Here is a 19,757-nt window from a genome sequence, read left to right as displayed (position 1 = left end):
TTATTTTGCTACTACTTTTAATGCTGTTTCCACTACATTCTCTACAGTAAAACCAAATTCTTTAAATAGCGTACCTGCAGGAGCAGATGCACCAAAAGTATCTATTGTAACAGTTGCCCCATCTAATCCTACATATTTATGCCAACCAAATGAAGAGGCTGCTTCTACTGCTACTCTATTCCTTACTGCATTTGGCAATACACTTTCTTTATACTCTTGTGATTGTTTTTCAAACAACTCAAAACTTGGCATACTAATTACTCTTGCTTTTATACCTTTTTCTGCCAATACATCATATGCCTTATATATCAGTTCTACTTCTGAGCCACTCGCCATAAGTAATACATCTGGCGTTCCTTGACAATCTCTTAGTACATAAGCACCTTTTAATGCTTCTTTTCCTGTACCTTCAAGCAATGGTAAATTTTGTCTTGTTAATACCAATGCTGTAGGAGTTGTTTCAGTCATCAATGCTGCTAACCAACCTGCTGCGGTTTCTCTTGTGTCGCAAGGACGGAATACAATATGATTAGGCATACTTCTCAGTGCTGCCAAATGTTCTACTGGTTGATGTGTAGGGCCATCTTCCCCTACGCCTATACTATCATGTGTCATAATGCTAATAACTGGTAATTCCATCAATGAAGACATTCTCAGACCAGATTTCATATAATCACTAAATACAAAAAATCCAGCAATATAAGGTCTTAATCCACCATGTGCCGCCATACCATTTGCCATTGCTGTCATAGCAAATTCTCTAATACCAAAGTGAATATTACTTCCTTCTGGTGTTTGTGCAGAATAATATTGTCTATCTTTCATAACAGATTTATTAGAAGGTGCTAAATCCGCAGAGCCACCTATTAAATTTGGTATTACTTTTGATAATTTTTGAAGTACTTTTTCAGAAGATGCTCTTGTAGCAATATCTCCTTCATATGTCCAATAATCGTCATCATTTAATAAATCTACTGGCAATTTATTACTATGCCAAATTTCCCATTCTTTTGCTAACTCTGGATTTACTTTTTTATATTGTTCAAAAAGTGTATTCCATTGTTGTTCTTTTTTTGCTCCTTCTAACTGTAACGCTTTCATATGCTCTACTACTTGTTGTGGTACAGCAAAATTTTCTGTTTCTGTCCAATCTGCATTTTGTTTTGCTGCTTTGATTTCTTCTTCTCCTAAAGGTTCTCCATGTGCAGAGGCTTTTCCTTGTTTATTTGGTGCACCATAGCCAATAATAGTATCTATTTTAATAATAGAAGGTTTTGATTTTTCTCTTTTTGCAAATTCTATTGCTTTAGCAATGGTATCTATATCTGTACCATCACATACTTCTTGTGTATGCCAGCCATATGCTTCAAAACGTTTTAATACATCTTCTGTGAAAGCAATATCTGTACTACCTTCTATTGTAATGTTATTAGAGTCGTAAAGCAATATCAGCTTTCCTAATCCCATTGTTGCTGCTAAAGAAGCCGCTTCTGCAGAAACGCCTTCCATCAAACAACCATCTCCACACATAACAAATGTATAATGGTCTACTATTTTATGTTCTTCTGTATTAAATTTTGCTGCTAAGTGTTTTTCAGCTAATGCAAAACCGACTGCATTTGCAATACCTTGTCCTAAAGGCCCTGTTGTAATTTCAACACCTTTTGTCCATTTATATTCTGGGTGTCCTGGTGTAAAAGAACCTTTTTGACGGAATTGTTTTAAATCTTCTATTGTTAAGCCATAGCCAAACAAATGCAGTAAAGAATACAACATAGCTGAACCATGTCCTGCAGACAAAACAAATCTATCTCTATCTGCCCAATCTGGATTAGCTGGATTATGTTTCATTTCTTTTGCCCAAAGTGCATATGCTGCTGGTGCTGCTCCTAATGGTAATCCAGGGTGACCACTATTTGCTTTTTGTATTGCATCTGCAGAAAGAAAACGAATGGTATTTATAGATAATTGTTCTATTTGTTCCATAAAATGATTTCACTCCTATATTTTATTTTTTACGACTTATTTTTTAGGCACTGTTTCCCAATCTTTCAAAAATCTTTCAATACCAATATCTGTTAATGGGTGTTTTGCCATCTGTACAATAACATTATAAGGAATAGTCGCAATATGACAGCCTAATCTTGCGGCATTGATAACATGAAGAGGATTTCTTATACTTGCAGCAATAATTTCAGTAGGTATATCATGTACAGCAAATATGTCTACTATTTCCTCAATTAAATTCATGCCTTCTGTTCCAATATCATCTACTCTACCAAGAAAAGGACTAACATAAGTTGCACCTGCTCTCGCAGCTAAAAGTGCTTGTGTTGCAGAGAATATTAATGTTACATTTGTTTTAATACCTTCTGCTGTTAATATTTTTACTGCTTTAAGACCTTCTAATGTCATAGGAATTTTAATAACAATATTTTTATGTATTTTTACTAACTCTCGTGCTTCTTTTACCATGCCTTCATGCTCTAAGCTTATCACTTCTGCACTAATAGGTCCATCTACTATTGTTGTAATCTCTTTTACTACTTCTACAAAATCTCTACCTTCTTTTGCTATCAGAGAAGGATTTGTTGTAACACCACAAATTACACCCAAATCATTTGCCTCTCTAATATGTTCTACATTTGCAGTATCAATAAAAATTTTCATAGTGTCTCGTCCTTTCTTTCTCTCTATAATACTATAATTATTTGCTACTGTTCATTTTATAACAAATCAATTATAAAATCAATGTTAAAAGCAATAATATTTGTAAAAAACAATCTATTCAAACTATAAACATAGTGTAATATTATGCACAAAACAAACAAAAAAAGGATATGATTTTTATATCATATCCCTTTTGCTTTTATAGATTTTCATGTAATTGTTCTATATCTTCTACTGGTTTTTCTAGTCCTTCTATAATAATATTATTTTTTTGTGCATAATCCCACAATGCTGCATGAAGTGCTTCTTCTGCCAAACAGGAACAATGTACTTTTACTGGTGGTAAGCCATCTAATGCTTCCATTACTGTTTTATTAGTAATTTCTAGTGCTTGTTGTATATTTTTACCTTTTATCAATTCCGTTGCCATAGAACTGGTTGCAATGGCTGCACCACAGCCAAACGTTTTGAATTTTGCATCTTTTATCACATCATTTTCTACAGTAATATATACTTTCATAATATCTCCACATTTTGCATTTCCTACTGTACCTACACCACTAGCATTTTCAATTTCTCCCACATTTTTAGGGTTCATAAAATGCTCCATTACTTTATCGCTGTATTCCATCATTATTTTATTCCTCCGTATATTTATATTATTTTTTTTCTTTTAAAAATGCTTCATACAATGGTGACATATCTCTTAATTTTGATACAATAATAGGTAATTCTTTCAATACAGTATCTACTTCTTTTTCTGTATTATAATGTTCTAATGTCATACGCAAAGAACCATGTGCTTTTTCATGAGGTAATCCTATTGCTAAAAGCACATGAGAAGGGTCTAATGAGCCAGAAGTACAAGCAGAACCACTTGATGCTGCAATTCCTTTACTATCTAAAAGAAGCAGCATAGCCTCTCCTTCTATAAAATCAAACGATATGTTACAATTTCCTGGCAGTCTATCTGTTGGGTGTCCATTTAATTTACTATAAGGAATATTTTCTAATATGCCATTTATTAACTTGTTTCTCAAAAATACAAGTTTTTTTGTATTTTCTTCTATTTCTTCATTTGCTAATTCTATTGCTTTTCCTAGCCCTACAATACCTGCAATATTTTCTGTTCCTGCACGTCTTTTTTTCTCTTGCGCTCCTCCATGTATAAATGGTTCTATTACAACCCCTTTTTTAATATAAATAGCACCTATTCCTTTTGGTGCACACAGCTTATGTCCAGAAAGAGAAAGCAAATCAATATTCATTTCTTTTACATCAATTTTAACATGGCCTACTGCTTGCACAGCATCTGTATGAAAATAAATTCCTTTTTGTTTTGCAATTTCTCCAATTTGTTTAATAGGTTGTATCGTACCAATTTCATTATTAGCAAACATCACAGAAATCAATATTGTATCTTTACGTATTGCCTTTTTTAAATCTTCTAAATGAATTTTACCATATTCATCTACTGGTAAATAAGTAATTTCAAAACCTTTCTGCTGTAAATATTCACAAGTGTGTAATATTGCATGATGTTCTATTTGCGTTGTAATAATATGTTTTCCTTTTTTTTGCATTGCTTCTGCAATACCTTTTAATGCAAAATTATCACTTTCTGAACCTCCCGCTGTAAAATAAATTTCTTCTGTATCTGCATTTAATGCTTTTGCTACTTGTTGTCTTGCTTTTTCCAATGCTTTTTTACTTTCTCTTGCTATAGTATATACACTTGAGGCATTGCCATAATACTGCATAAAATAAGGCAATATTTCATCATATACCTCTTTTCTTACTGGTGTAGTTGCTGCATTGTCAAAATATATATTCGTTTTCATTCAAAATACACTCCTTTTTCAATTATTTTTAAAAGTGATATTGTGATGGTATAGTATTAAAAATATCATATTATTCCTATATGAATTACGGAATAATCGTATCACTTTTTTTTGGCTTTGTCAATGAATTTCTTTCTTATTTTTTTAACACAAATCAAAACAAATACCATTATTTTTTATTGAAAGTATTGTCAAAATATTACTTATTGCTATATAATATTACAATAAACTTCATGATTTGAATTAAAATAGCAAAAATTCCACAATAATCATGATATTGTATTCCCGTATAAAGTTTTTCAAAATATAATAGATGGTATTGGATAATTTGTTATGTGTAAATGTCCTTATTATAAACAACGCTACTAATTATATTATGCAGAAAAATACAAGAGGTGAGTCCTATGCAATTCAAAGACCGATTAAGAATGTTAAGAAAAGAAAAAAAAATGACACAGATGAGATTAGGCAATTTATTAAATTATGGTTATACTGCAATAGCAAATTATGAATCTGGAAGAAATAATCCTTGTATAGAAGATTTAAAAAAACTTGCAGCAATATTTAATGTTTCTATGGATTATTTATTGTGTGTTAATGATATTCGTCATCCTTATATAAAAGATGACACTTCCAACGAATTTAATGAAGTACGTCGTTTTTATGCAAAATTATCTCCTAAAAAAATAGACGAACTTCTTATGTTTATGGAATGGCTTGTAGCACGTCCTGAAGAAGAAGAAAATATAGAAAAAGGAAAAAAATCAAAAACTTCAAAAATAGAAAATACAGAAAGTATTTCAAAAGTACCAGAAATTAGTACTTCTGCTTATGAACAACCTTCTCCAAGACCTATTTTACAAGCAGCAGAAGATATTGTAACATATCAATTAGAAGATGAAAAAGAATAATATAAAAAAGACAGTGCTTTTTATAGTACTGTCTTTTTATTTATTATGTTATTTTTAATATGTTTGCTTGTTCTTTTAATTCTTTTGCAGCTTTCCATGTGGCTTCTGTCATTTTTGCACCACCAATCAGTCTTGCAATTTCATAAACAGATTTTTCACTATCAAGTGCTGTTACAGTAGTAATTGTTTTTTGTTGTTCTACATTTTTTTCAATTAAAAAATGATAATCCGCCATAGCTGCAATTTGGGGCAAATGCGTAATGCAAATGATTTGATGTGTTTTTGCTACAACAGCCATTTTTTCTGCTACTTTTTGTGCTGTTCTTCCACTCACACCTGTGTCAATTTCATCAAATATAAATGCTTCTATATTATCTGCTTTTGCTAAAACTGTTTTTAATGCAAGCATAACTCGTGACATTTCTCCCCCAGAAGCAATTTTTGAAAGTGGCTTTAATTCTTCTCCTGCATTTGCCGAAATTAAAAATTCAACTTTATCTTTTCCATTTTGTGATATTTCTTTTTTATTTTCTACCAAAATTACAAATTGGCACTGTTTCATTTCTAAATCCCAAAGCTGTTGCTCTATTTCTTTTTGTATTTGTTTCGCTTTTTTTATTCTAATATCACTGAGCTGTTGTGCTACTTGTTGTAATTGTTTTTCTATATGTTTTTTCTTTTGATTTAATTTTTGTGTCATTTCTTCGCTGTTTGACAAAAATTCCATTTCTTCTACTGCATTTTGATAAAATTGTAATATTTCCTGTTCGCTATTGCCATATTTCTTTTTTAAATGATATAGCAACTGTATTCTTTGTTCTATATTTTCTAGTTCTTCTGTTTGTTCTAGTGCATTATCATCATAATGTTTTAAATCTCTTATAGCATCGTCCATTTGTGCATATACAGAAGACAACGTTTCATAAATATTATTCATTTTTTCATCATACTCTGTCAAATCTGAAATATATTGCAATGCTTTAGAAAGCTGGTCAATAGCAGATTGTTCTGTTTCTGTACCATAATACAGCAGTTGTAAGCTATTTTCTGTCAAATTTTTTATTTTTTCTTTGTTTACCAATACATTTCTTATTTCTAATAATTCCTTTTCTTCTCCTACTGTAATATTAGCCTGACTAATTTCTTCTATTTGAAATTGAAGCAAATCCATTTTTCTAATTCTTTGCTGTTCGTCTTCTACTAATTTCGAAAGGCTTTTTTCAATTTCTTTATATTCTTTATAGTAAGTATCAAAAACTTCTTTTACTTTTTCTAATTCTTTTCCACAAAAACGGTCAAGTATTTGTATTTGTTTTGCTGTATTCAGCAATGATTGATGACTATGCTGACCATGTATATCTAAAAGTCCCTCCGCACATTCTTTCATCATTCCCACTGTTACAATACTGCCATTAATACGACATACTGTTTTACCTGACTGGTTCATTGTTCTAGTCAAAAGTATAGTACCATCTTGTTCTACTGCTATACCATTCTCATACAATTTTTGAAATACAGATTGCTCTTTTACGCGGAAAACTGCTTCTACAACAGCCATTTTTTCTCCTTTTCTCAAAAAATTACTGCTTGTCCTTTCTCCTAATGCAAAATTAAGAGAGTCAATTACCATAGACTTTCCAGCACCCGTTTCTCCAGAAATAATATTTAATCCTTTTTCAAAATCAATATTACTTTCTGTAATAAGAGCTACATTTTTAATATGCAAATGTTCTAACATTTTGTTCCTTCTCCTATCGCTTTTTATCGCTGAGAGTATTTATAATACTGCCTTTTATTACACAGTATGTATAATTCTATACAGTTTTTCCATAATTGTCGTTGCTTGTTGTTGTGTTTTAAAAAGACAAAATACTGTGTCATCTCCTGCTAATGTTCCTACAATATCATTTTCTTGCATACTATCCAGTGCTGCACCTACTGCATTTCCCATACCTGCAAGCGTTTTAATCACTAATGTATTTTGTGCATAATCCATTTTAATAACTGCCTCTTTAAATACTCTTACAGAACGTTCTGCTATTTCAGAATTTGTCCCCGAACTAACAGAATATTTTTGTTTCCCTTTTGCAGTAGCAATTTTTGTTAATCTCATTTCTCTAATATCCCTAGAAACAGTTGCCTGTGTTACTGTAAAACCAGCTTCCTGCAATCTTTTTGCTAATTCGTCTTGTGTTTCAATATCATAACTATCTATCAATTCCAAAATTTTAGTATGTCTAGCAACTTTCATAACATTAAGCCCTCCCTTATTTGCCTAGTTTTTCACGTAATACATCATAAAAACTTACTTGGTTCGTTTTCATAATTGTTGTAAAATATGGGGATTTTTTTACTTGTACTACATTTCTTCTTTTTAAAGACATAGAACATTGTCCATCTGTACTAACAATAAAATCTTCATTTGCTCTGCTAAATACTTCTACTGTAATTTTATCTTCTGCTGAAACAATAATTGGGCGACTTGTCAATGTATGAGGACAAATAGGTGTAATTGCAATAATTTCTGCATCTGTTTTTAATATAGGGCCTCCTGCAGAAAGATTATAAGCGGTTGAACCTGTTGGAGTACAAATAATAACACCATCAGCTCTTAATGTATCTACATATTCCATATTTACAAATATATTAAATTCTAATATTTTAGAAGAAAATCCTCTTGTAATACAAACATCATTTAATGCTAAAAGTCCTTCTATTCTTTTAGGTTCTGCAAAAATAGATGCCTCCAACATCATTCTTTTTTCAATATAACAATCTCCTTCTAATACTCTATCAATAGCACATTCTGCATAGTCTTTTTCTTCTGCTGTCAAAAAACCTAAATGACCTAAATTGATACCTAATATAGGTTTACCATATTTTGCACTACGACGTCCCACTCCCAAAAGTGTGCCATCTCCTCCTAATGATATTAAAAAATCTGCATTTTGATAGATTTGTTCTTCATCTTTTCCATATAGTTCTAAATTAGACATTTCTGCTATTTTTTTTGTAAGCATTGGTTCGCAATTTTTATAAAGCAAATAATTTACTAATCTTTTTGTTATAGCAAATTGCTTATCTTTTTCCAAATTAGGTAATATTGCGACTTTTTTCATATATCTTCCTCCCCTTGCAAGCATTTATGAGAGGCATTGACAACACTTTCTGCCAAAGTATATGCTTCCTCTTTTGTAATAATTGTTTTATTTTTTTGTAAATAAATTAAATATTCAATATTTCCTTCTGGCCCTTTTATAGGTGAAAAACTAATATTATGTATACCGACATTTTGTTCAGTTACATATTCTATAATATTGCATATCACTTCTTTATGCACATTTTTATCTCTTACAACACCCTTTTTCCCTACTTTTTCTCTGCCTGCTTCAAACTGTGGTTTTATCAAACAAACTAATTCTGCTTGTTGTTGTAATACTGCTAACACCGCTGGAAGCACTTTTGTTAATGATATGAATGACACATCTATAGAAGCAAAATCTGCTCTTTCTGAAATGTCACTTGGTGTAATATATCTTACGTTTGTTTTTTCCATACAAACAACTCTATCATCATTTCTCAATTTCCAATCAAATTGCCCATACCCTACATCTATAGCATACACCTTTTTTGCTCCATTTTGAAGCATACAATCTGTAAATCCTCCTGTAGACGCTCCTATATCTAAACAAACTGTATTTTCTAAACAAATATCAAACTCTTTTATTGCCTTTTCTAATTTATAGCCTCCACGACTGACATATTTCATTTTATTTTGTTTTACTACAATATCTGCTGTAATAGCTACTTTTGTTCCTGCTTTTTCTTCTTTTACACCATCTACATAAACATTTCCTGCCATAATATATGCTTTTGCTAATTCTCTGGATTTAGCCATATTTCTTTTTACTAATAATATGTCCAATCTCTCTTTTTCAGTCATTTAAAATTCCTTTCTGTATAATACTGTCATAAATACCTTGTCCATTTAATCCATAAAGCTGATACAATTCTTCCGTTGTACCTTGTTCAATAAATTTATCTGGAAAACCCAAACGAATGATTTTTATACCATTATTTTCATTTTCATTATAATATTCTAGCACTTTTGAACCAAATCCACATTGTATCAGTCCATCTTCTATTGTAACAATACAATCACAATATTGTGATACTTCTTTCAGCATTTGTCCATCTAATGGTTTTAAAAAACGCATATTTACAATATGTGCTGTAATATTATTTTTTTGTTTTAATAATTCTGCTGCTTCTACTGCAAAAGAAAGCATATGTCCTTCTGCCAAAAGTGCTATTTTTTTTCCCTTTTGTATTACTTCACTTTTGCCATATACTATTTTTTGTCTATATTGTTCAAATTGTTCCGAAGCAGTTCCTCTGGGGTATCTTATCGCAATAGGATTTTTAAAGTCTACTGCAAAAGCAAGCATATCTTCCAATTCCCATTTATTTTTAGGAGAAAGCAATGTCATATTAGGAATATGGCTTAAATAAGCAATATCAAATACACCTTGATGTGTTTCACCATCTGCTCCTACTATTCCTGCTCTATCTATAGCAAACACCACAGGTAGATTTTGCATACAAACATCATGTATAATTTGGTCATATGCTCTTTGCAAAAATGTAGAATATACAGCAAAAACTGGTATCATTCCTTGACAAGCTAAACCTGCTGAAAATGTAACTCCATGCTGTTCTGCTATAGCAACATCAAAAAATCTTTCAGGAAATTTTTTTTGAAATGCTAAAAGTCCTGTACCAGATGCCATAGCTGCCGTTAAAGCCAATATATTTTTATTTTTTTCTGCCAATTCTATTAGTTTTTTACCAAATACAGCAGAATAGTCTTCTTTATTAGAACAAGAAATCGCTTGTCCTGTTTTAATATCAAATTTTCCTACACCGTGATATTTCCATGACTCCTGCTCTGCATAAGTATAGCCTTTTCCTTTTTTAGTTTTGACATGAATTAGCAAAGGCCCTCTCATTTGTTTGACATTTTGAAATACTTCTTTTAATTCTTCTAAGTTATGTCCATCTACAGGCCCTATATAATGAAAACCCATTTCTTCAAAAAGCATACCTGGCAAAAACAAAAATTTTGCTCCAAAACGCATTTTTTCAAATATAAAATTTGCTACATTTCCTACAACAGGTATTTTTTGTGAAAAATTTTGAAAATTTTCTTTTGCTTGTATATAAGCGGAGTCTGTTCTTAAATGTGTTAAATATCTTGACATTGCCCCTACATTACTAGATATAGACATTTCATTATCATTTAATATCACAATCAAATTTGTATTCTCTTTTGCTGCATTATTTAGTGCTTCATAAGCAAGTCCTCCTGTCATTGCACCATCTCCTATTACTGCAATAACATGGTTGTATTCTCCTTTTAAATCTCTTGCTTTTGCTATACCTAATGCTGCTGAAATAGATGTAGAACTATGCCCTGCTGCAAATACATCATACTCACTTTCATGAGGCTTAGGAAAACCACTTAAACCATTTAACTGTCTTAATTTTCCAAAATCTTTTTTTCTTCCTGTCAGCAGTTTATGCACATATGCCTGATGTCCTACGTCCCATACAATTTTATCATTAGGTAAGTCAAAACAATAGTGCAATGCTACTGTTAATTCTACAACACCTAAATTAGACGCCAGATGTCCTCCTGTTTTAGAAACGCTTTTGATTAAAAAATATCTTATCTCTTTTGCTAATTTTTTTAATTCTTTTTCATTCATATTTTTAATGTCTTTTGGAAAATTTACTTGCTTTAATAATATACTCATATCTGCATTCACTCCTCTTTGCAGCAAAGTCATAACTACTTTTAAAACAACAGTCCTATCACTGTTCCCAACATTGCACCTGCAATCACTTCCAAAGGGGTATGCCCAAGTAATTCTTTTAACTGTTCTTGTGGTGTAATGCCTTGTCTGTGTATTAGTATATTTAAAAGTGCTGCCTGTTTTCCTGCTGCTCTTCTTACGCCTGCAGCATCATACATTACCACCAACGCCAATACTACACTGATTGCAAAAAAGGGAGAGGAAAAACCTTGATATTTTCCTAAACTAAATGTTAATGCCATTACTAATGCAGAATGAGAACTTGGCATACCTCCTGAGCCATAAAAGCGGGACAAATCTAATTTATCATTTTTCACAAATGATAGTATTGTTTTTAATATCTGTGCGATTGCCCAAGCTAGTACCGCTGCCCAAACGGGTTTATTTTGTAATATTCCAGAAAAATTCATAGTATCACCTGCTTACTTTATTTGTCCCATTTTTTAAATTTTAATTTTTTCTATCTATTAAATATTTTGTCAGTTCTATTAAAAAATTAGCATTTTCTCCTAATTCCTCAAAAAGAGAAATCGCTTGCTGTGAAAGTGTTTCTACCATTTGTTTTGACTTTTCTATGCCATACATTGTTATATAAGTATTTTTTTCATTTTTTTCATCACTATGCACAGGTTTACCTAATTCTTCTAATGTACTTGTAATATCTAATATATCATCTGCTATTTGAAAGGCAACACCTATTTTTTCTCCTGCTTGTTCCATCATTTCTATTTGCTTTTGTGTTGCTCCTGCTAATATTGCTCCTGCTTTTAATGCCCCTTGTAACATTGCTGCTGTTTTATTTTTGTGTATAAAATACATTGTTTTTTCATCAATTTGTTTTCCTTCACTAAGTACATCTACTACTTGTCCTGAAAGCATACCATATACTCCTGCACCATGTGCAATAGACTGCATAGCCTTTACTGTTTGTATAGTACAGTCTTTTACACAAGCATTTGACATAATCTCAAAAGCATGATGAAGTAATCCATCTCCTGCCAATATAGCAGTTGCTTCTCCAAATTTTTTATGGCTTGTTAACATCCCCCTTCTATAGTCATCATTATCCATAGCAGGCAAATCATCATGTATCAAAGAATAAGTGTGTATCATTTCTATTGCACAGGCAAAATCTATTGCTTTTTCAGTTTCTCCTCCTAATGCTTCACAAGCAGAAAGTAGTAATATAGGGCGTAATCTTTTTCCTCCTGCAAATATACTATATCTCATTGCTTCAAATATTTCTGAAGGGTATTCACTTTGTTGAGGTAATCTCTTTTGTAAATAATCATCTATTTCTTTTGCTTTTATTGAAATTTGTTCTTTACAATTCATTTTATTATTCTCCTTCCTCTACTTCAAAATGCGTTTGTTCTATTTCTCCAGAAATATTTTTTTGAAGTAATACTACTTCTGTTTCTGCTTTTGTAATTTTTGTCTGACAAAATTCTGCTAATTCCATACCTTCTTTATACAAATCAACAGATTTTTCTAGAGCAATTTCTTCCGTTTCTAATATCTCAACAATTTCTTCTAGTCTTTGTATTGCCTGTTCAAATGTCATTTTTTTCTTTGCCACTTTTATAAAACTCCTTCTCTAAAATTGCTGCTTTTGCGACACCATTTTGAAAACGCAGTATCACAATATCCCCTTTTTGTATTTTCTCAATGTTTTGAAGTGTTTCTCCTTTTTCATTTTCTGCCAATACATAACCTCTTTTTAATATGGCAAAGGGAGAGGCTGTTTGCAATCTTTTTTGTAATGTTTGGTGTTGCATTTGTTTTGTTTCCAAACAATACAGCATCTGTTTTTGTAATGCCTTTTGTAATTGTTCTAGTTGCCTTTTTCGTTGCTTTAATAATGTCATAGGCTGTATAAAAGCACTTGACTGCATTACCATTTGTAATACTTTTTTATATTGCAATAGCTTATTTTCTACTACATTTTGCAAAGCTATAGTGTAATATTGCAAATATTGTGACATATCTTGTGTATTTTTTACAGCAATTTCTGCTGCTGCCGAAGGAGTAGAAGCTCTTACATCTGCTACAAAATCTGCAATAGTAAAATCTGTTTCATGTCCTACAGCAGATATTACAGGAGTTTCTGATGCAAATATTGCTCTTGCTACTTTTTCTGCATTAAATGCTGATAAATCTTCTGCTGAGCCTCCTCCTCTACCCAATATAATAATATCTGCCTTTCCCCATTCATTTACAAGTTTTATACCTTTTACAATAGAAGATACTGCATATTCTCCCTGTACTAACACAGGCACTACTACAATTTTCACTGCTTGATTTCTTCTTTTTATAATTTTAATGACATCTCTTACTGCTGCACCTGTAGGAGAAGTAATTACAGCAACACATTTCGGATACTCACATAATTCTCTTTTATATTCTGCATCAAAAAGTCCTTCTTGTGCTAATTTCTGTTTTAACTGTTCAAAACTAAGTGCCAAACTTCCTATTCCTACAGGCTCTATCATTTCTGTATAAAGTTGATACTGTCCTGTTTTTTCATAAATAGAAATTGTACCATATATTACTACAAACAAACCATTTTTCGGCAAAAAAGGAAGCACTTCTGCTTCCCCTCGAAACATAACACATTGTATAGAAGCACAAGCATCTTTTAATGTAAAATAAAAATGCCCTGAACTATGGGCTTTAAAATTAGAAATTTCTCCTTTTATCCAAAAGCCATTTAACACAAAATCATTTTCAAGTAAATTACGTACATAGCGATTTATTTGTTCTACAGAATATACTTTTACTCCCATACTTTTCACTATTCTTTCTCTGAAACAATATTTCCTAATATGCCATTGACAAATGCAGGAGATTGTTCTGTACCAAATTCTTTTGCTAATTCTACTGCTTCATTGATTGCAACACTATTTGGTACTTCTTGAGAAAAATAGATTTCATAAATAGCCAAACGTAATATTGCTATGTCTATTTTTGAAATTCTTTCTTTTTTCCACTTTTTAGATTTTTTTGTAATGATTTCATCAATTTCTAACAAATGTGTTTTTGTGCCTTCTACTTCTTTTACTATAAATTCTTTTTGTTCTTTTGGTATTTCTTGTTCTCCTTGTTCAAAAAACAATTCTTTCATTTGTTCTAACTCTTCTTGTTCATGAAAACCTATTTGAAATACTAAATAAAAGGCGTTTTTTCTTGCCTCTCTCCTATTCATACTATCCTCCCATATTTTTGCCTTTTCGTCTTGAAACAAGGTCAATCATTTTGTATATTACAAAAGTGATTGACCCTTATTATTTTGTTATTCTTGTTCTATTTCATTTTTTGCTGCTTTAGGTTGTTTTTCTTTTACAATGCCGCAAACATTGACATTTACCATTGCTACAGTCAATCCTGTCATTGTTTCTACTGCTGATTTTACTTTTTTCTGTACTTCTGTTGCTGCTGTTTGTATTTTTGTACCAAAAAGTACTACAATATCTAATTCTAATGTTAACTCTCCACCATCAGAATTTACTTTGACGCCCTTTGTTTGACTTTTTTTACCAAAAAATTCCACAAAAGCATTTCCTGATGTACTAGAGGCATTCAGTACACCTTCTATTTCCATAGCTGCAGTTGCTGCTATGACTGCAACAACTTCATCTGCTATTTGTATTTGTCCAAATTCTTCTTTTTTATCAGGCACAACATTCCCTCTTTTCTTTATTCAAATATGATACTATATAGGCTTTATTATAGCAGATTTTTCATACTTTGCAAGTCAAAGGTGTTTGTAGATTTGTACAATAAATTCACAAACTTATTATAAATATGCACTTTTATAACACAATATTTTTTATTTTTATTATCCAATACCGTTATAAAATATTCCCATAATATACACAAATAATGTTAATCCTACAAAAACATATTTTGTCATAGGTTCAAACCATTTTCCTATTATTTTTTGTCTACCCATTTGAGCCTGTTCTCTTGCAAATTTACTACCACATACCCAGAAAAACATAATTGCTGCTAACAATGCTCCTAATGGTATGATATAAATAGAAATAATATCCATAAATACAGATACACTATCTCCACTTTCTATACAAACACCTACCGCTACTGCTATTATTGCTATTATTGCTACTGCTTTTTTTCTTGAAAATCCAAATTTTTGCTGCAATGTTTCTACAGGCGTTTCAAATAAATTAACAAGAGAAGTAATTGCAGCACAAAGTACTGCTAAAAAGAATATGATAGCAAACACTCTGCCCATAGGCATCATTTGGAATACCTTTGGCATAGTAATAAACATAAGAGGAGGCCCAGAAGCAGGGTCTAATCCAAATGCAAACACTGCAGGGATAATAACAAATACTGCTAACAATGATGCTACTGTATCAAAAAATGCCACATTTTTAGCACTTTTTACAACATCTTCTGTCTTTTTTAAATAACTACCATACACAATAGTGCCAGAACCAGCTAATGAAAGTGAAAAAAATGCCTGTCCTAAAGCATATACCCAAGTTTGAGGTTTTGCTACTTGCTCCCAATTTGGTTTTAACATATACAATATACCTTCTTGTGCATTTTCTAGCATAAATATGCGTACTGCCATTATCACAAACAGTAAAAAAAATGTTGGTATCATTATTTTATTTACTTTTTCTATACCTGTTGATATACCATATGCCATACATACAAATACTATTATAAGTCCCATAATATGCCAGCCTACACTACCAAAATTACCAGCCAATGCACCAAAATATTCTCCTGTATCTCCTGCTAATGCAGAACCTGTTACAGAGCCTACTAAAAATCGTATTATCCAACCTACTACTACAGAATAACCTATCGCAATGCCTAAAGAACCTACAACAGGTATAATACCTATCCATTCTCCCCAGTTGCCTCCTCTCATTTGCGACGCTTTTTTAAAAGCCCCTAATGCACCTGTTTGCATTGCTCTACCAAATGCCATCTCTCCTATTACACCTGTAAATCCTATTACAATAATAAATAAAAAATAAGGTATTAAAAATGCTGCTCCTCCATATTGTCCTACTCTATAAGGAAATAACCATATATTTCCCATACCTACCGCCGAACCAATACACGCCAACACAAATCCTATGCGACTATTAAAACTATCTCTTTGTTTATTTTGCTGCTTCGTTTCCATGTTACTTCCCTTTCTATTATTATAGTTTTATATTATTTTTCACAAAATGCAAAATCAATTTTCTTTAGTTCCAAATCTACTCTTGTTACTACAATATTTACTTTTTGTCCTAATAGATACTTTTTATTGGAATGTTGTCCATAAATCATCATATTTTCATCGTCATAAACATAAAAGTCATCTTCCAAACTTTGCAAAGGAACCATTCCCTCTACTGTATTAGGCAATTCTACATATATTCCCCAACTTGTTAATCCTGAAATCATTCCCTCATATTCATTACCTATTTTATTTTGCATATACTCTGCTTTTTTGAGATTGTCTGTTTCTCTTTCTGCTTCTTCTGCTATTCTTTCTCTTAGAGAACACTGTTTTGCTACATCAGGCATATTTCTTTTTAATGCTCTTTGTTTTTTTTCTGTCATTGTTCCATCTAATATCATTTTGATAATTCTGTGTATTTGCAAATCAGGGTATCTTCTGATAGGAGAAGTAAAATGACAATAATATTTAGCTGCTAAACCAAAATGCCCTCCATTGTCTGCCATATATCTCGCTTGTTTCATACTTCTAAGAACCACTCTTGTAATAATTCTTTCTTCTTCTTTTCCTTCTACTTTTGAAATAAGTTGCTGTATTGCTTTAGGGTGTATTTCATCTTTATTTCCTTTTAAGCGATAACCAAAGTTTCTAATAAAATCCTCCATTTTTTTGAGTTTTTCTTCATCAGGCACTTCATGCGTTCTATATAAAAATGGTGCTTCCTGCCAGAAAAAATCTTCTGCCACTGTTTCATTACATATCAACATAAATTCTTCTATCATATTTGTTGCTATGCTTGTTTCATATGGTTTTATTTCTAACGGTACTCCTTTTTCATCTAATATAATTTTAGACTCAGGCAAATCAAAATTAACAGAACCTCTTTTTGTTCTTTTTTCTGAAAGCAGTATTCTTAATTGGTTCATATTTTCAAACATTTCTATAAAATCAGAATATTCTTCCAATAATTTAGGTGTTCTATCTTCCAATATCTCTCTTACTGCTGTATAAGTCATTCTCCTATCAGAATGTATTACAGATTTTACTACTCTATGATTTACAACATTTCCTTTTTTGTCAATTTCCATAATACAGCTTAATGTCAGCCTGTCTTCACCAGGATTTAAAGAACAAATACCATTTGATAACTTATGAGGTAGCATAGGAATGACTCTATCTACTAAATACACACTTGTGCCTCTTCTATATGCTTCTTTATCTAATGCTGTATTTTCTGGTACATACTGTGAAACATCTGCTATGTGTACACCTAATTCATAATTACCATTTTCCAATATATTTAATGAAATCGCATCATCTAAGTCTTTGGCATCTTCTCCATCTATTGTCACTGTTTTATAATTTCTAAAATCTTCTCTGTTTTTTAATTCTTTTGGCTCTATTTCCATACCAATATTTTTAATTTGTTGATATACATCTTCTGGAAAATCAACAGGCAAATCATATTGTTTTATAATAGAAAGTATATCTACTCCAGGGTCATTGATATGGCCTAAAACTTCTACTATAACACCCTCTGGATTTTTTTCTTCATCACCATATTTTCTAATTTCCACTACTACTTTATGCCCTGTCACAGCACCCATACTATATTTATTGGCTATAAATATATCTTGTGTAATTTTTTTATCATCAGGCACTACAAAACCATAATTTTTTGATTGTTCATATGTGCCTACAATTTTATCATTTCCTCTTTTTATAATTTTTACAATTTCACATTCTGCTCTTTTATTAGGAGATTTTCTTTTATTTATTTTGTACATTACTCTATCTCTGTGCATTGCTCCATTTACTTTTGTTGCTGGAACAAATATATCTTCTCCCTGTTCTCTCTGTACAAAACCATAACCTTTTGAATGTGCTAAAAACGTTCCTATTTCTATTCCTAATGACTTTGGTGTCATAAGTTTGCCCTTATTTGTTTCTACTATTTTTTCTTCTTCCAAAAGTTGTGCTATAATTTCTTCAAAATCTTCTCTATCTTCTTTTGGCACATTCAACAGCGAAGCAATGGCTTTTCTTTTCATAGGAACATATTCTTTACTTTCTAAATAATTTTGTATTTTTTGTTTTCTTTGTTTCATAATTTGCTCTTTTTGTTCTTGCTCGTCCATGTGTTTCCTCCTTTTTCTACATTGTTATGATACACAAAAAGGGACACAACTGTGCCCCCTTCTTATTTTGCTCACATACCATCATTTACTAGAGATGTTTTTTTCCTTATGATACTTTATCAGCTCAAAAGGTTTATTATAAAAGCAATTATCATAAACAATGCACCACCAATTTTGGTATATCTTTCTAATGCACCTTCCATAGAATTGCCTTTATTTCTGCTCCAATAGGTGTCTGCACTACTTACGGCACTCACTGCACCCAAGCCCGCAGAACGTTTTGACTGCAATAATATGATAATACACAACACTATGCTTACAATAATGAGCACTACTGCTAATACAAATACTGCTGTGTTAACGCTGTTTACTGCTACTGTGCCTGCACTATCTGCTGCATTTGCAACGACATTTGTTGTATCTGTTTCCATATTTATTTTAATACTCCTTTCTATATAATTTGAATACATTATTGCTATTTTAACATAAATTATAGTAACAAGCAATAAAAATATTATTCTTTTGTTTTTTGTTTTATTGTGATAAAATATTTTTGACACAATACTTTATTTAAGGAGGTTAATTATTATGAAAGCACTTGTCGGTATTATTATGGGAAGCGACTCTGATTTGCCTGTTATGAGTGAAGCCGCTAAAATATTAGATAAACTTTCTATTCCCTATGAATTAACAATTATTTCTGCTCACAGAACACCTCAAAAAATGTATGACTATGCTCAATCTGCTGTAGAAAAAGGACTAAAAGTCATTATTGCAGGAGCAGGCGGTGCAGCGCATCTTCCAGGTATGACTGCCGCTTTAACTCCTTTGCCTGTAATAGGTGTACCTGTTAAAACATCTACATTAAGCGGTGTAGACTCTTTATATTCTATTTGTCAAATGCCTCCAGGCATACCTGTTGCTACTGTTGCTATAAATGGTGCACAAAATGCAGGTTTGCTTGCTGCTCAAATAATAGGGGCATTTCAGCCAGAGGTATTACAAAAAGTTGCTGACTACAAAAAAGGACTTCTTGATATGGTAGAACAAAAAGCCCAAAAACTTGAAACAATAGGCTATGCTCAATATTTAGAACAAAAATAGTGAGGGGA

The 19,757-nt window shown here is 31.6% G+C and carries 20 protein-coding genes; 2 read left to right on the top strand and 18 right to left on the bottom strand.

Annotated features, from left to right (window positions below):
• From tkt to nifS, 4 genes are all read right to left on the bottom strand, one after another.
• Positions 1–1,986, bottom strand: a complete 1,986-nt coding sequence (gene tkt / locus C820_RS08445; RefSeq protein ID WP_004034822.1) for a transketolase — start codon at positions 1,984–1,986, stop codon at positions 1–3.
• A 36-nt stretch (positions 1,987–2,022) separates the two neighbouring features.
• Positions 2,023–2,670, bottom strand: coding sequence for a fructose-6-phosphate aldolase (gene fsa / locus C820_RS08440; RefSeq protein ID WP_004034824.1), 648 nt, complete (start codon positions 2,668–2,670; stop codon positions 2,023–2,025).
• Positions 2,671–2,869: 199 nt separating this feature from the next.
• On the bottom strand, positions 2,870–3,301 hold the full coding sequence (nifU, locus tag C820_RS08435) for a Fe-S cluster assembly scaffold protein NifU (protein ID WP_035296004.1): 432 nt from the start codon (positions 3,299–3,301) through the stop codon (positions 2,870–2,872).
• Positions 3,302–3,329: 28 nt separating this feature from the next.
• Positions 3,330–4,511, bottom strand: coding sequence for a cysteine desulfurase NifS (gene nifS, locus C820_RS08430; protein WP_004034832.1), 1,182 nt, complete (start codon positions 4,509–4,511; stop codon positions 3,330–3,332).
• A gap of 404 nt (positions 4,512–4,915) precedes the next feature.
• Here nifS and C820_RS08425 point away from each other — a divergent pair, with 404 nt between their 5' ends.
• On the top strand, positions 4,916–5,422 hold the full coding sequence (locus C820_RS08425) for a helix-turn-helix domain-containing protein (protein ID WP_004034834.1): 507 nt from the start codon (positions 4,916–4,918) through the stop codon (positions 5,420–5,422).
• A 43-nt stretch (positions 5,423–5,465) separates the two neighbouring features.
• Here C820_RS08425 and recN read toward each other — a convergent pair whose 3' ends face one another.
• From recN to secG, 14 genes are all read right to left on the bottom strand, one after another.
• Positions 5,466–7,160, bottom strand: coding sequence for a DNA repair protein RecN (recN, locus tag C820_RS08420; protein ID WP_004034835.1), 1,695 nt, complete (start codon positions 7,158–7,160; stop codon positions 5,466–5,468).
• Between the two features lie 57 nt (positions 7,161–7,217).
• The gene (gene argR, locus C820_RS08415) at positions 7,218–7,673 is read right to left on the bottom strand and encodes an arginine repressor (RefSeq protein ID WP_004034837.1); all 456 of its coding nucleotides are present in this window, start codon (positions 7,671–7,673) and stop codon (positions 7,218–7,220) included.
• Positions 7,674–7,689: 16 nt separating this feature from the next.
• Positions 7,690–8,541, bottom strand: coding sequence for an NAD(+)/NADH kinase (locus C820_RS08410; protein ID WP_004034840.1), 852 nt, complete (start codon positions 8,539–8,541; stop codon positions 7,690–7,692).
• Entirely contained in the window at positions 8,538–9,365 is an 828-nt protein-coding gene (locus tag C820_RS08405; RefSeq protein ID WP_004034841.1) for a TlyA family RNA methyltransferase, read from the bottom strand. Before C820_RS08405 ends, C820_RS08410 begins: the two co-directional genes overlap by 4 nt.
• Positions 9,358–11,238 (bottom strand): 1-deoxy-D-xylulose-5-phosphate synthase, encoded by a 1,881-nt coding sequence (dxs, locus tag C820_RS08400; RefSeq protein WP_004034843.1) that lies wholly within the window; start codon positions 11,236–11,238, stop codon positions 9,358–9,360. Before dxs ends, C820_RS08405 begins: the two co-directional genes overlap by 8 nt.
• A gap of 41 nt (positions 11,239–11,279) precedes the next feature.
• Positions 11,280–11,708 (bottom strand): divergent PAP2 family protein, encoded by a 429-nt coding sequence (locus C820_RS08395; RefSeq protein WP_004034846.1) that lies wholly within the window; start codon positions 11,706–11,708, stop codon positions 11,280–11,282.
• A gap of 40 nt (positions 11,709–11,748) precedes the next feature.
• Complete coding sequence (locus C820_RS08390; protein WP_004034848.1) at positions 11,749–12,633, bottom strand: polyprenyl synthetase family protein; 885 nt, start codon at positions 12,631–12,633, stop codon at positions 11,749–11,751.
• Between the two features lie 4 nt (positions 12,634–12,637).
• Positions 12,638–12,877 (bottom strand): exodeoxyribonuclease VII small subunit, encoded by a 240-nt coding sequence (gene xseB / locus C820_RS08385; RefSeq protein ID WP_004034850.1) that lies wholly within the window; start codon positions 12,875–12,877, stop codon positions 12,638–12,640.
• The gene (gene xseA / locus C820_RS08380; RefSeq protein ID WP_035296011.1) at positions 12,852–14,084 is read right to left on the bottom strand and encodes an exodeoxyribonuclease VII large subunit; all 1,233 of its coding nucleotides are present in this window, start codon (positions 14,082–14,084) and stop codon (positions 12,852–12,854) included. Before xseA ends, xseB begins: the two co-directional genes overlap by 26 nt.
• An 8-nt stretch (positions 14,085–14,092) precedes the next feature.
• On the bottom strand, positions 14,093–14,503 hold the full coding sequence (gene nusB, locus C820_RS08375) for a transcription antitermination factor NusB (RefSeq protein WP_004034854.1): 411 nt from the start codon (positions 14,501–14,503) through the stop codon (positions 14,093–14,095).
• A gap of 87 nt (positions 14,504–14,590) precedes the next feature.
• On the bottom strand, positions 14,591–14,977 hold the full coding sequence (locus C820_RS08370) for an Asp23/Gls24 family envelope stress response protein (RefSeq protein ID WP_004034857.1): 387 nt from the start codon (positions 14,975–14,977) through the stop codon (positions 14,591–14,593).
• Positions 14,978–15,136: 159 nt separating this feature from the next.
• On the bottom strand, positions 15,137–16,465 hold the full coding sequence (locus C820_RS08365) for a sodium-dependent transporter (protein WP_004034858.1): 1,329 nt from the start codon (positions 16,463–16,465) through the stop codon (positions 15,137–15,139).
• A gap of 32 nt (positions 16,466–16,497) precedes the next feature.
• Positions 16,498–18,645, bottom strand: coding sequence for a ribonuclease R (gene rnr, locus C820_RS08360; RefSeq protein WP_004034860.1), 2,148 nt, complete (start codon positions 18,643–18,645; stop codon positions 16,498–16,500).
• 119 nt (positions 18,646–18,764) lie between these two features.
• The gene (gene secG / locus C820_RS08355; RefSeq protein ID WP_004034862.1) at positions 18,765–19,076 is read right to left on the bottom strand and encodes a preprotein translocase subunit SecG; all 312 of its coding nucleotides are present in this window, start codon (positions 19,074–19,076) and stop codon (positions 18,765–18,767) included.
• A gap of 157 nt (positions 19,077–19,233) precedes the next feature.
• On the opposite strand from secG, the gene purE reads away from it, so the two are divergent.
• On the top strand, positions 19,234–19,749 hold the full coding sequence (gene purE, locus C820_RS08350; protein WP_004034864.1) for a 5-(carboxyamino)imidazole ribonucleotide mutase: 516 nt from the start codon (positions 19,234–19,236) through the stop codon (positions 19,747–19,749).
• Positions 19,750–19,757 lie beyond the last annotated feature (8 nt).

The sequence above is a fragment of the Clostridium sp. MD294 genome, from assembly GCF_000364165.2.
GTDB lineage: Bacteria > Bacillota > Clostridia > Lachnospirales > Anaerotignaceae > Coprocola.
This window is presented reverse-complemented; position numbering and strand designations above follow the sequence as displayed.